Annotated in this window: 11 protein-coding genes; 10 read left to right on the top strand and 1 reads right to left on the bottom strand. The window is 57.5% G+C overall.

Annotated features, from left to right (window positions below; all coding sequences use genetic code 11):
* Nucleotides 1-25: 25 nt before the first annotated feature.
* From motA to cheW, 4 genes are read left to right on the top strand one after another with little or no spacing between them, the layout of a single operon-like run.
* Nucleotides 26-913: a flagellar motor stator protein MotA gene (gene motA, locus SK50_RS15670; protein WP_003859696.1), complete on the top strand. Its 888-nt coding sequence runs from the start codon at nucleotides 26-28 to the stop codon at nucleotides 911-913.
* The gene (motB, locus tag SK50_RS15665; protein WP_017693230.1) at nucleotides 910-1,839 is read left to right on the top strand and encodes a flagellar motor protein MotB; all 930 of its coding nucleotides are present in this window, start codon (nucleotides 910-912) and stop codon (nucleotides 1,837-1,839) included. Before motA ends, motB begins: the two co-directional genes overlap by 4 nt.
* Before the next feature lie 4 nt (nucleotides 1,840-1,843).
* Nucleotides 1,844-3,853 carry a chemotaxis protein CheA gene (gene cheA / locus SK50_RS15660; RefSeq protein WP_017384416.1) on the top strand — a complete coding sequence of 670 codons (2,010 nt, stop codon included), beginning with the start codon at nucleotides 1,844-1,846 and terminating at the stop codon, nucleotides 3,851-3,853.
* A gap of 19 nt (nucleotides 3,854-3,872) precedes the next feature.
* Entirely contained in the window at nucleotides 3,873-4,376 is a 504-nt protein-coding gene (cheW, locus tag SK50_RS15655) for a chemotaxis protein CheW (RefSeq protein WP_039270525.1), read from the top strand.
* Nucleotides 4,377-4,472: 96 nt separating this feature from the next.
* On the opposite strand, the gene SK50_RS15650 is transcribed toward cheW, so the two are convergent.
* On the bottom strand, nucleotides 4,473-5,732 hold the full coding sequence (locus tag SK50_RS15650; protein ID WP_017384415.1) for a dicarboxylate/amino acid:cation symporter: 1,260 nt from the start codon (nucleotides 5,730-5,732) through the stop codon (nucleotides 4,473-4,475).
* Nucleotides 5,733-6,170: 438 nt separating this feature from the next.
* Between SK50_RS15650 and SK50_RS15645 the strand changes: the two genes are divergently transcribed.
* The 6 genes from SK50_RS15645 (at nucleotide 6,171) to tar (ending at nucleotide 13,146) form a co-directional block, all read left to right on the top strand.
* On the top strand, nucleotides 6,171-6,743 hold the full coding sequence (locus tag SK50_RS15645; RefSeq protein WP_015570264.1) for a Csu type fimbrial protein: 573 nt from the start codon (nucleotides 6,171-6,173) through the stop codon (nucleotides 6,741-6,743).
* Nucleotides 6,744-6,750: 7 nt separating this feature from the next.
* Entirely contained in the window at nucleotides 6,751-7,299 is a 549-nt protein-coding gene (locus SK50_RS15640) for a Csu type fimbrial protein (RefSeq protein WP_045341286.1), read from the top strand.
* Nucleotides 7,300-7,315: 16 nt separating this feature from the next.
* Nucleotides 7,316-8,077 carry a fimbrial biogenesis chaperone gene (locus tag SK50_RS15635; RefSeq protein WP_039270529.1) on the top strand — a complete coding sequence of 254 codons (762 nt, stop codon included), beginning with the start codon at nucleotides 7,316-7,318 and terminating at the stop codon, nucleotides 8,075-8,077.
* A complete protein-coding gene (locus SK50_RS15630) occupies nucleotides 8,053-10,434 on the top strand; it encodes a fimbria/pilus outer membrane usher protein (protein WP_048229638.1) in 2,382 nt (793 codons plus the stop codon). The genes SK50_RS15635 and SK50_RS15630 overlap by 25 nt, the downstream gene beginning before the upstream one ends.
* Complete coding sequence (locus tag SK50_RS15625; protein WP_039270532.1) at nucleotides 10,431-11,393, top strand: Csu type fimbrial protein; 963 nt, start codon at nucleotides 10,431-10,433, stop codon at nucleotides 11,391-11,393. Before SK50_RS15630 ends, SK50_RS15625 begins: the two co-directional genes overlap by 4 nt.
* Before the next feature lie 85 nt (nucleotides 11,394-11,478).
* Complete coding sequence (tar, locus tag SK50_RS15620; RefSeq protein ID WP_045328664.1) at nucleotides 11,479-13,146, top strand: methyl-accepting chemotaxis protein II; 1,668 nt, start codon at nucleotides 11,479-11,481, stop codon at nucleotides 13,144-13,146.
* Nucleotides 13,147-13,159: the final 13 nt, after the last annotated feature.

Raw genomic sequence — 13,159 nt, 5'->3', positions numbered from 1 at the left:
TAGTCACTAGCGGAAGGATGATGTCGTGCTTATCTTATTAGGTTACCTGGTAGTTCTCGGTACAGTTTTCGGCGGTTACATGATGACCGGCGGGCACCTTGGAGCACTCTATCAACCGGCTGAACTTGTCATCATCGGCGGTGCAGGGGTAGGGGCTTTTATCGTTGGTAACAACGGCAAATCGATCAAGGGCACGCTGAAGGCGATTCCGCTGCTGTTTCGTCGCTCGAAATACACCAAAAGCATGTATATGGATCTGCTGGCGCTGCTCTATCGCCTGATGGCGAAGTCACGTCAGCAGGGGATGTTCTCGCTGGAGCGGGACATCGAAAACCCGAAAGAGAGCGAAATTTTCGCCAGCTACCCGCGTATTCTGGCCGACGCGATGATGCTCGATTTTATCGTCGATTACCTGCGACTGATCATCAGCGGCAACATGAACACCTTCGAAATTGAAGCCCTGATGGACGAAGAGATCGAAACCCACGAGAGCGAGTCCGAAGTACCGGCCAACAGCCTGGCGCTGGTGGGCGACTCGCTTCCGGCGTTCGGCATCGTGGCGGCGGTCATGGGCGTCGTTCATGCTCTGGCCTCGGCGGATCGCCCGGCGGCTGAACTGGGGGCGCTGATTGCCCACGCGATGGTGGGGACGTTCCTCGGTATTTTACTGGCCTACGGCTTTATCTCCCCGCTGGCGAGCGTGCTGCGCCAGAAGAGCGCCGAAACCACCAAAATGATGCAGTGCGTGAAAATTACGCTGCTCTCAAACCTCAACGGCTATGCGCCACCGATTGCCGTCGAATTTGGTCGTAAGACGCTTTACTCCAGCGAACGTCCGTCGTTTATCGAACTGGAAGAGCACGTGCGCGCGGTGAAAAACCCTAACCAACAGACGACAACTGAGGACGCATGAAAAACCAGTCCCATCCGATCGTCATCGTAAAAAAGCGCAAGCATAAGGGGCACGGGCACGGTTCTCACGGCTCCTGGAAGATCGCGTACGCCGACTTTATGACCGCCATGATGGCCTTCTTTCTGGTGATGTGGCTAATCTCCATCTCCAGCCCGAAAGAGCTTATTCAGATTGCGGAATATTTCAGAACGCCGCTGGCGACGGCGGTTACCGGCGGGCCGCGCATTTCTAACAGCGACAGCCCGATCCCCGGCGGCGGTGACGATTACACCCAGCAGCAGGGTGAAGTGAAAAAACAGCCTAACATCGACGAGCTGAAAAAAAAGATGGAGCAGGCGCGTCTGAAAAAACTGCGCGGTGACCTGGATCAGCTGATTGAAGCAGACCCTAAGCTGCGCGCGCTGCGTCCGCATCTGAAAATTGACCTGGTACAGGAAGGGCTGCGTATTCAGATCATCGACAGCCAGAACCGGCCGATGTTTAAAACCGGCAGCGCCGACGTGGAGCCCTACATGCGCGATATTCTGCGTGCGATTGCACCGGTGCTGAACGGTATTCCAAACCGCATTAGCCTGTCCGGACACACGGATGATTTCCCGTACGCCACGGGAGAGAAAGGATACAGCAACTGGGAGCTTTCTGCCGATCGCGCCAACGCCTCGCGTCGCGAGCTGGTGGCGGGTGGGCTTGATGATGGCAAGGTCCTGCGCGTGGTCGGCATGGCTGCAACCATGCGCCTTACCGACCGCGGACCGGATGACGCCATCAACCGTCGTATCAGTCTTTTAGTGCTGAACCAGCAGGCGGAGCAGGCCATCCTGCATGAAAACGCCGAAAGTCAGAATGAGTCACTGGACGATTTAAAACAGCCTGGGGCCGTCCCTTCGGCTGCCGTTCCAACATCGCCACCAGCCAATCCGAGGTGATAGCGTGAGCATGGATATTACCGATTTTTACCAGACATTTTTTGATGAAGCCGACGAATTGTTGGCCGATATGGAGCAACATTTGCTGGATCTGGTGCCCGAGGCACCGGACTCAGAACAGCTCAATGCCATCTTCCGTGCGGCGCATTCCATTAAAGGCGGTGCCGGAACGTTTGGATTTACCATTTTGCAGGAAACCACCCATTTAATGGAAAACCTGCTGGATGAAGCACGACGCGGTGAGATGCAGCTCAATACCGACATTATCAACCTGTTTTTGGAAACGAAAGATATTATGCAGGAACAGCTCGACGCCTATAAAAGTTCGGCAGAGCCTGATGCCGCCAGCTTTGAATACATCTGCAACGCGCTGCGTCAGTTAGCGCTGGAAGCCAAAGGTGAGGCGTCTGCGCCCGCTGTCCCTGCGGCAAAACTGAGCGTTGTTGACGCCGTGGCCGAACCCGATACGGCGCCTGACGCGCCCGCAGGAAAACTGCGCGTAGTGCTGTCACGTCTGAAGGAGAACGAGGTCAACCTGCTGGAAGAGGAGCTGGGGAACCTGGCGACGCTCAGCAACGTGGTGAAGGGCAAAGACAGCCTGGCCGCGACGCTCGACGGCGGGATCGGCCAGGATGACATCGTGGCGGTGCTCTGCTTCGTGATTGAAGCGGATCAGATTGCGTTTGAAACCGAGGCGGCGGCCGTTGAAGCGCCTGCTCCGGCAGAGAATACCCCTGCGGTAGTTGCCGCTGCCCCGGCCCTGAAAGCCGTGCCAAAAGAGACGGCCGCTCCGGCCCGCGGTGAAAAACCAGCGGCGCGTTCCAGCGAGTCCACGAGCATTCGCGTGGCGGTGGAGAAAGTGGATCAGCTGATCAACCTGGTGGGTGAACTGGTCATCACCCAGTCGATGCTGGCCCAGCGCTCCAACGAGCTGGACCCGGTGACCCATGGCGATCTCATCACCAGCATGGGCCAGTTACAACGTAACGCCCGCGATTTGCAGGAATCGGTGATGTCCATCCGCATGATGCCGATGGAATATGTCTTCAGCCGCTTCCCGCGCCTGGTGCGCGACCTGGCCGGCAAGCTCAACAAACAGATCGAACTCACGCTGATGGGCAGCTCCACCGAGCTGGACAAGAGCCTGATTGAACGCATTATCGATCCGTTAACGCACCTGGTGCGTAACAGCCTCGACCACGGCATCGAGCTGCCGGAAAACCGCGTGGCAGCTGGAAAATCGCCCGTGGGCAACCTGATCCTGTCAGCGGAACATCAGGGCGGCAACATCTGCATCGAAGTGACCGATGACGGCGCGGGCCTGAACCGCGAGCGCATTCTGGCGAAGGCGATTTCGCAGGGAATGGCGGTCAACGAAAATATGACCGACGAAGAAGTGGGCATGTTGATTTTTGCCCCGGGCTTCTCAACCGCAGAGCAGGTCACCGACGTTTCCGGCCGCGGCGTGGGCATGGACGTGGTGAAACGTAACATTCAGGAGATGGGCGGTCACGTTGAGATCCAGTCTAAGCAGGGCGCGGGCACCACGATTCGCATCCTGCTGCCGCTGACGCTGGCCATTCTTGACGGCATGTCCGTTAAAGTGGCGGACGAAGTCTTTATTCTGCCGCTGAACGCGGTGATGGAGTCCCTCCAGCCGCGTGAAGAAGATCTGCATCCGCTGGCGGGCGGCGAGCGCGTGCTCGAAGTGCGCGGCGAGTACCTGCCGCTGGTGGAACTGTGGAAAGTGTTTGAAGTGGACGGGGCAAAAACCGAGGCCACGCAGGGTATCGTTGTGATCCTGCAAAGCGCCGGACGCCGCTACGCGCTGCTGGTCGATCAGCTGATTGGTCAGCATCAGGTGGTGGTTAAGAACCTGGAAAGTAACTACCGCAAAGTGCCGGGGATCTCTGCTGCCACCATCCTGGGTGATGGTAGCGTCGCGCTGATCGTCGATGTATCGGCACTTCAGGGATTAAATCGTGAACAACGTGTGGCGAACACAGCCGCCTGATTAAGTAAAAGGTAATAACATGACCGGTATGAGTAACGTAACGAAACTGGCGGGCGAGCCATCTGGACAGGAATTCCTGGTTTTCACTTTAGGGGATGAAGAGTACGGTATCGACATCCTGAAAGTGCAGGAAATTCGCGGTTACGACCAGGTAACGCGCATTGCGAACACGCCAGCGTTTATCAAGGGTGTGACCAACCTGCGCGGTGTGATTGTGCCTATCGTGGACCTGCGCGTGAAGTTTAGCCAGGGCGATGTGGAGTACAACGAAAACACGGTGGTGATCGTCCTGAATCTGGGGCAGCGCGTGGTGGGGATCGTGGTGGATGGCGTGTCTGATGTGCTGTCGCTGACCGCCGATCAAATCCGTCCTGCGCCGGAGTTTGCGGTCACGCTGTCGACGGAATACCTGACGGGGCTGGGTGCGCTCGGCGAGCGTATGCTGATTCTGGTGAATATTGAGAAGCTGCTGAACAGCGAAGAGATGGCGCTGCTGGATATCGCGGCGAATCACGTAGCATAAAACAAAGCCGGGTGGCGGCTTCGCCTTACCCGGCCTACAAATGGCTCGAACACGTAGGCCGGGTAAGCCTCAGCGCCACCCGGCTCTTTTGTAACCTTACGCCTCCTGCTCCACCAGCGCTGATTCCGCTTCCCGCGCCCCTTCATTCTGCGACAGCATCGCCGTCGCAATCCCGTTCCCCAGCACGTTAATGGCCGATCGTCCCATATCCAGGAAATGGTCAATCCCCATCAGCAGCAAGATCCCGGCCACCGGAATGTTAAAGCTCGGAATAGTTGCCGCCAGCACCACCAGCGACGAGCGCGGTACGCCCGCAATCCCTTTCGAGGCCAGCATCAACGTTAACATTAGCACCGTCACCTCGGTGAAACTCAGGTGAATGTTGTATGCCTGGGCGATAAACATCGAGGCGAACGAGCAGTACACCATGGAGCCGACCAGGTTAAACGAGTAGCCGATCGGCAGGACGAAAGAGGCGATATTACGTGAACAGCCGAAGCGCGCTAACTGCTCCAGCGTTTTCGGGTATGCCGCTTCTGAGCTGCTGGTGGTAAACGCGACCAGCACCGGATCTTTCAGCATCGCCACCAGACGGAAAATCTCTTTTTTCAGTACCATGTAACCTACCGCCAGCAATACCAGACAGGTCAGAAGGATCGCCACATAGTAACCGCCAATGAACGAGGCATAGTTCAGCAAAATGCCCAGACCCTGAGTGGCAATCACGGACGAAATCGCGGCAAAAATGGCCAGCGGCGCAACGTACATCACATAGCCCGTCACTTTCAGCATAATGTGGGAGACCACATCCAGCGCCGCCACCAGCGGGGCGTTGAATTTTTGACCTAATGACGCGCCGCCGATGCCGAAGAACATCGAGAAGACCACAATTTGCAGGATCTCATTGTTCGCCATCGCGCCGGCAATGCTGGTTGGAATGGTGTGTGACAGGAAGGCTTTCAGCGACATCCCGCTAACGGCCAGGCCGGTATCAACCGTCTCTGTCGGAATGCTCAGGTTCAGACCGCTGCCGGGTTGTTCAAGGGTAACAATAAACAGCCCCACCAGAATGGAAAGCACGGATGAGCTGATAAACCACACCATCGCTTTACCCCCGACGCGTCCAATCGTCGACGTTTCACCCAGCTTCATAATGCCCACCGTCAGGGTGCTGAACACCAGCGGGGCAATCACCATCTTAATCAGCCGCAGGAAAATATCGGTCAGCAGGGTGATGTTCTCCGACCAGGCCTGTATCGCGTCGGGCGAAGCATACTCATGGATTGCCGCACCTGAAAGAATGCCCGCCAGCATGAAAATCACGATGAAGAGCGTGAGTTTGTTTGCACTTGCCACAAAAAGATCCTCTATGCGCTAAAAGAGTTTCCTGCGTCAATGCATACAAAATTTTTATTTAAGCGCAGGAAAATATTCGGGGCATAAATTGAAGTAAAGCTGCGTGAGTTACAACTTGTTTTTAATTTTTATGAAATTCGTTGTTTTTACTATGACGATATATTGTGACGAGGATCACATTACAGGCGATATATCCTCAAATTAAGCAAGAATAATGCCCGTTTTATTTTGCTAACTCTTTGTAATGTTTGTTAATAGTCTGTTAATAGTCTGTTAATTGGAGGGCGGGTGTCTCACCTTCGCTGAAAGTGGTTGAAGCGTGAACCATAAACTAAATTCTCAGTAACCGCGCCGGGGAATGTTTAAGCGGGGCTAACATACTGAACAGTATGAATAAAATAGGGTAAGCGGACCATTATTTCTTCTGGAGGGTGGTAAATGAAAAGAACACTTCTTTTTATCTGCGCGGGTACACTGCTGACGGCGGCGACTGTCGGTCAGGCGCTGGCAGTCACCAGTAGCGGTACTATCGGGGCGACGCTGACGTTGACGAACGGTTGTTTGATCAACGGCTCGCCAACGCAAAACGGCATTAACTTCGGGACACTCGATTTCGGGACCCATCCTGCGACATTCTCCACCCTGACAACCCAGTTAACCGGGGCCAGCGGCGGAAACACCTTTACCATTCAATGTACCACTGCCAGTTACACGGTGGCGATCACCGGCAACACCAACGCGACCGCACCCGGAACCGTAGTCGGCACCCCCGGCACACCCGCCCGCTATCTGGTGAACACCGCCAATGCGGCACAGGGCGTGGCATACAGCCTCTATAGCGACAGCGGGTACAACAACGTTATCGCTAACAACGCCGCGTTGCCCGTAGCTTCCACAGCGGGCGGGGTGAACAGCTATACCCTCTACGGGCGCATAACGGGCGGCGGCAATAGCGTAACGGTTGTACCGGGAACCTATACCGACACGATTAACGTCAGCGTCACCTACTGATTCAGCCATGAAGGCATTGTGTTTATGTCTGCGCGAAAGCGCAGAGGGCGTCGTGCACCCTTTTTTGGCCCTGCTCGTCGGGCTGATGATGAACTGCGACGCCAGAGCGGTGACCTCCCAGTCCTTCAGGGTGAGCGCGACGGTAGTACCAGGGTGCTCGGTGAGTACCGGCACGGGCGGGCGCTTTGGGACGCTGGATTTTGGAACCCGTAACGGCGTGGACAACACGCCGGTCAGCACCAGCTTTGTCGCCGACGGTGCGTTGTCCATCGCCTGCACGCCGGGCGTGGCGCTGAGCATGAGCATTGACGGCGGCCAGAATTACAGCTCGGTGCGACGGATGACGCGTTCAGGTGGGACCGAAGTTGTTGGTTACCGGCTTTACAGCAGCAGCTCTCTGGCGGCGAACAGCGAAATTGGGGTTAACCAGGCCATACCGATTACCTATACCAACAGCAATAACATCGCGCTGCCTCTTTTTGGCGTCGCGCTCCTGACGGGGTTTAGCCTGCCGGGAACATATTCAGATCAACTCACCGTGACCTTGTCATGGTAGGAAAGGGAGAACATCGATGAAGCCATTTTTCAGGCGATCAGGCCTGGTGGGTCTGTTGGGGGCAACGGCTCTGGCAGCGGGCCAGGCGCAGGCAGCGGCAACCATTCTTTTGTGGCCCATCGATCCGTGGCTTTCGGCAGAGGCCAGAGCAACTGAATTGTGGATCCAGAATCAGGGCAACAGCGCCACGACAATGCAGGTGCGTATTGTGCGCTGGAAGCAGGAGGGCGGATATGAGCGTTACACCGCCCAGCAGGATGTGGTTGCCAGCCCGCCGATCGTGACCATCGCCAAAGGCAGTAAACAGCTTATTCGCCTGATCAAGCAGGGGACGATCCCGTCGGGGGTTGAGCAGGCCTACCGCATTATTGTGGATGAAATTCCCCAGCCGGATGCCAAAGCGGAACCGTCCATGGGCCTCAAACTGCAAATGCGCTATTCCATTCCCTTATTTGTTTATGGGCAGGGGATCCCCACCCTCAACGAAGGGGCGCACCACGCGCTGGCGAATACTCAACAGCTGAGCTGGCGGGTCGTTCAGGAAGGGGGGAAACCCGCGCTTCAGGTCCGTAATCAGGGGGATGTGCACGTCCGGCTCAGCCAGGTTACGGTTGAGCAGGGCGGGCAAAAACGCACGGTTGCCGAGGGGCTGCTGGGTTATGTGCTGCCAGGCAGCACCCGAAGCTGGCCGCTTCCGGCAGGGATTTATCAGCCGAACCGGATGAGCGCGCAAATTAATGCCAGGGATACGCAATGGCAATCGACGCCCGTCAACTGAAACCGGCGATGATGATCCTGCTTTGCGTCAGTACCAGCGCCTTTGCCGAAACCGGCGACGACAGTTTACCGCCGCCGGATGCACGGACGATAAACGGCGAAGCAGTATTCCAGCTCGCCCTGGTGCTGAACCACTATGACACGGGTCTGGTGGTGCCGGTGACGCAGCGTGAGGGCGCCTGGTTTATTTCGGGCGCGGATTTGCTCCGCGCCGGGCTGCCGCCCGCGCATGTGCCAGCCGGAGAGGTGAATCTCTCGACGCTTACGTCGGTACGCGCAGAGTACGACAGCACGGCCCAGCGCCTGTTGCTGACGGTCCCCCGGGACTGGGTCGCGGCGCGGGTCACGCCTTTCAGTGAGCAGAGCACGCAAAGCAAACCGCACTATGGCCGCGGCGCGCTGCTCAATTACGACGTTTATACCAACCATTCCGAACACACGGGCGGCCAGGCGTCGGTCTGGCACGAGTTCCGCTATTTCAATGAGGATTATTCATTTTCATCGACGGGTTACGCCCGGCAGAATTTCACCGGTAACAGCGGACAGCAGGAAGGGTACGTGCGTTATGACTCTACGTTACTGATCACCAACGAAGAGGATGCCACCACCTGGTCCGCCGGGGACGTCATCAGCGATGCGCTGAGCTGGAGCACCAGCGTGCGCATGGGCGGGATCAGCTACGGGCGCGACTTCTCCCTGCGTCCGGATCTGGTGACCTGGCCGCTGCCGGCGTTTTCCGGCGAGGCGGCTGTCCCGACCTCGGTCGATCTCTTTATTAATGGCTACCGTTCCGGCTCCACCCGCCTTCAGCCGGGGCCGTTTACCCTCACCAATTTGCCGTATATCAACGGTGCTGGCGATGCAGTACTGGTTACCACTGATGCGCTGGGTCGTCAGGTGAGTACCACGCTGCCGTTTTATGTCAGCAGCGATCTGCTTAAGCAGGGGTTAAGCGACGGCGCCGTGACGCTGGGCAGCCTGCGGCGTAACTACGGTATTGAGAATTTTGACTATGGCCCGGCGGCGGGCAGCGGATCGTACCGCTACGGGGTGACCGACTGGCTGACGCTGGAGGGGCATGCGGAAGGGGCGGAGTCGCTGGCGCTTGGTGGCGCGGGCACGGTACTGAAGCTCGGGCGTTTTGGCGTGGTAAATACCTCGTGGACCCAAAGCCGCATGCGCGGCGATAGCGGCGGCCAGATAAACTGGGGCTATCAATACAACACCAGCGAGCTTAGCGTAGCGACCCAGCATACCCGACGTGATCGTGGTTTTGGCAATCTCGCCCTGTACGATCAGCCCACCGTTTATGATGAAAATGATAACCCCGTTGCCAGCCTGAGCCGCAATACCGACCAGTATTCTTTAACCTTTAACCTCGGCGGATACGGCAATATCGGCGCGGCATGGATCGGCGTTGAGAGTTTTGACAGCCAGAAAACTGAGCTGCTCAACCTCTCCTGGAGCCGTAATCTGTGGGGCTCAAGCAGTATTTATCTGGCTGCCAGCCGTGACCAGCAGCGAGGCGACTGGACGGTTGCGCTGTCGTTGCAGGTTCCCCTCGGCGAACGTGACAGCGCCGCCGTCACCTTTGAAAACACCCCTGACGCAGGCAGCACTCAACGCATTAACTACAACCACTCGATGCCTTCAGACGGCGGCTTTAGCTGGAACATGGCCTGGGCCAACCAGTCGCGGTCGAGTAACTATCAGCAGGCCACGCTCGGCTGGCGGAATAACAACGTGGAGCTACAGGGCGGCGGCTATGGTGAGAAGGGCATGATGACCTGGTGGGGCGAGGCAATGGGCTCTGTCGTGCTGATGGACGGTGAGCTGTTTGCGGCGAACAAAATCAACGATGCGTTTGTGGTGATCAGCACCGACGGTCATCCGGATGTTCCCGTCAGCTACGAAAACCAGCCGGTCGGAAAAACCAATAACAAAGGCTATCTGCTGGTGAGCGGCGTTTCCGCCTATTACCCGGCAAGTTACCGCATTGATACCCTGAACTTACCTGCGGATACCCGGCTGAAAGAGACCGAGCGTCGGGTGGCGATTCGTCGGCATAACGGTTATCTGGTGGATTTCCCGATGGAGCAGGAGCGGGTTGCCAGCGTGATCCTGCACGATGCGCAGGGCAATGCGATCCCGGTAGGAAGCCAGGTCAGACGCGCGTCCCGGAGCAGCGCGGTTGTCGGCTACGACGGCCTCGCCTGGCTGGAAAACCTCAACGACGTGAATCCGCTCGAGGTTACCACCCCGGAGGGTAAACGCTGTACGGCAACGCTGACCGTTGGCGCAAACCCTGAACATAAGCTGCAAACCTACGGTCCGCTGACCTGTCGGGAGGCGCCGTGAGACGCCTGTTAATCGCGCTCCTGCTGCTGTGCTCCGGCGGCAGCTGGGCGGCCTGTACCGTCAGTACGGTGAATGCCTCGTTTGGCAGCGTCACCTCGTTCGCACTCAGCGGCACCGGGGAAGTGGAAACGACGGGCACGCTGGTGGTGACCTGCGATACCGTTCTCAACCTGTTAACTAACGACTCGGTGACGCTGAATTACACCTCGGCATCCGTCTTCGCGAATAGCCGGGCGACCATGAAGCGTACGGACAACGCGGCTATTACCGATGTCATCCCTGCGCGGCTGTGCGGGGCGTCCGGCTGCGGCGGAAACAGTGAAGTACAAATCAGCAAAGCTTATACCTGGAACGGAAATACGCTGCTCGGGCTGCTGGGTTCAAGGCGCTACAACATTCCCCTTTATTTCCGGACCGTAATGGGGCAGAACGTCACCGCCGGGCCGTATCAGGTGTTGTTAACGTTCAGCATTAACTACAACGTGTGCGCCGTTGGCGCGGTCGGAGCGTGCCTGACCCCGCAAACCGGTACGGCAACCACCTCGATCCTCCTCAACATGACCGTCACCAACGATTGCAGCACCATGACCACGCCGGACGTGAATTTTAACAGCGCGCCGCTGGTGCAAAATTTTCCTACCGTTTCACAGTCGGTTGCCGTCACCTGCACCAAAGGCAGCACCTACACCATAGGCATTAATAATGGGGCAAATGCCCTGAACAACGTGCGTCGTATGGTCAGCGGCAGCAACTTCATGAGTTACGACATCTACAAAGAGGCGACCAGCAACCGCTGGGGTAGCAGCGGCAGCGAGCGCTGGGCCAGCGCCAGCTCATCGCAGGTCAGTACGGACGGGCTTTTACGTACCTACAACTACACCGCCAAAGTTCTGACCAGCCAGGCCACGCCGCCTGCCGGAACCTACACCGACACGCTGATTGTCGACGTCGCGTTCTGACTCCCGCGCTTTTCCCTTTCGCAAATGTAAAGTTCCTGTGGCCTGTGCCGATAACACCGTTAATAAATCTATGAGAAGGTGTTGTATGTTGAACCGTATCCGCGTTGTCACAATGCTTATGATGGTGCTGGTCATTTTCGCACTTCTTCAGCTTATTTCTGGCGGCCTCTTTTTCTCGTCGTTAAAACAGAACCAGGACAGCTTCGCGGCCTCGAACGATTTGCGAATGCAGCAAAGCGAACTGACCACGACCTGGGATCTGATGTTGCAGACGCGTATCAACCTGAGCCGCTCGTCTGCCCGCATGATGATGGACCCGAATAACCAACAGAGCAGCGCAAAAACGGAACTGCTGAAGAATGCGCGCGCCACGCTGGCAGACGCGGCGAAACATTACGACGCCTTCAAAAAAATCGCCCCTCAGCCAGCAATGGCGCAGGCGAGCGCGAACATAGATGAAAAATATCAGGCCTACTTCGCCGGCCTCACGGAGCTGGTACAGTTCCTGGAGCAGGGCAATATGGACGCCTATTTCGCGCAGCCGACCCAGGGAATGCAGAACGCCCTCGGCGCGGCGCTCGGCGAGTACGCCAAAGCCAGCGGCGAACTTTATCACTCCGCCTTTACGCAAAGCCAGAACGACTACCGTTTCGCGAAATGGCAGATGGCGGTTCTCGCCCTCGCGCTGGTCATCGTGCTGGTGGCCGTGTGGTACGGCATTCGTCATATCCTGCTTAACCCGCTTGGCCGCGTCATTGCCCATATCCGTGATATTGGCCGGGGCGATCTCACGAAAACGCTGACCGTTTCTGGCCGCAATGAGATCACCGAGCTGGCAACCAGCGTCGACCATATGCAGCGTTCGCTGATTGATACCGTCGCCAACGTGCGCGAGGGGGCGGATGCCATCTATACCGGCACGAGTGAAATCGCGATGGGCAACAACGATCTCTCGTCCCGTACCGAACAGCAGGCATCCGCACTGGAAGAGACGGCGGCCAGCATGGAGCAGCTCACCGCGACCGTGAAGCAGAATGCCGACAATGCCCGCCAGGCGTCGCAGCTTGCAGAAAGCGCGTCCGACACCGCCCAGCGCGGCGGTCGGGTGGTCGACGGCGTGGTGAAAACCATGCATGACATTGCCGACAGCTCGAAGAAAATTGCCGACATCATCAGCGTAATCGACGGCATCGCCTTCCAGACCAATATCCTGGCGCTGAACGCGGCCGTTGAAGCGGCGCGTGCGGGCGAGCAGGGGCGCGGGTTTGCCGTGGTCGCCAGCGAAGTGCGTAACCTCGCCAGCCGCAGCGCCAATGCGGCGAAAGAGATCAAAGCCCTGATTGAAGACTCTGTTTCACGCGTGGATACCGGCTCGGTGCTGGTGGAAAGTGCGGGTGAAACCATGAATGACATCGTGAATGCCGTGACGCGCGTGACGGACATCATGGGTGAAATCGCCTCTGCATCGGATGAGCAGAGTCGTGGTATTGACCAGGTCGCCCTGGCGGTATCGGAAATGGATCGTGTGACGCAGCAAAACGCCGCCCTGGTGCAGGAGTCCGCTGCCGCGGCCGCTGCGCTGGAGGACCAGGCGAGCCGCCTGAAAATGGCCGTCTCGGCGTTCCGTCTTACTTCAAAAACGACAAATACGGTCAGCTCGCGGTCGGCGTACAGCGAAGCAACCCCGGCACCCGTGACAACACGTACGCGCGCAGCGGTGACCGGACAAGATGAAAACTGGGAAACATTTTGACTGACAATTAAAC

The organism is Enterobacter sp. BWH64 (assembly GCF_001037645.1).
Lineage (GTDB): Bacteria > Pseudomonadota > Gammaproteobacteria > Enterobacterales > Enterobacteriaceae > Enterobacter > Enterobacter hormaechei_C.
The sequence above is the reverse complement of the archived record's forward strand: the minus strand, read 5'-3'. Positions and strand labels throughout refer to the sequence as shown.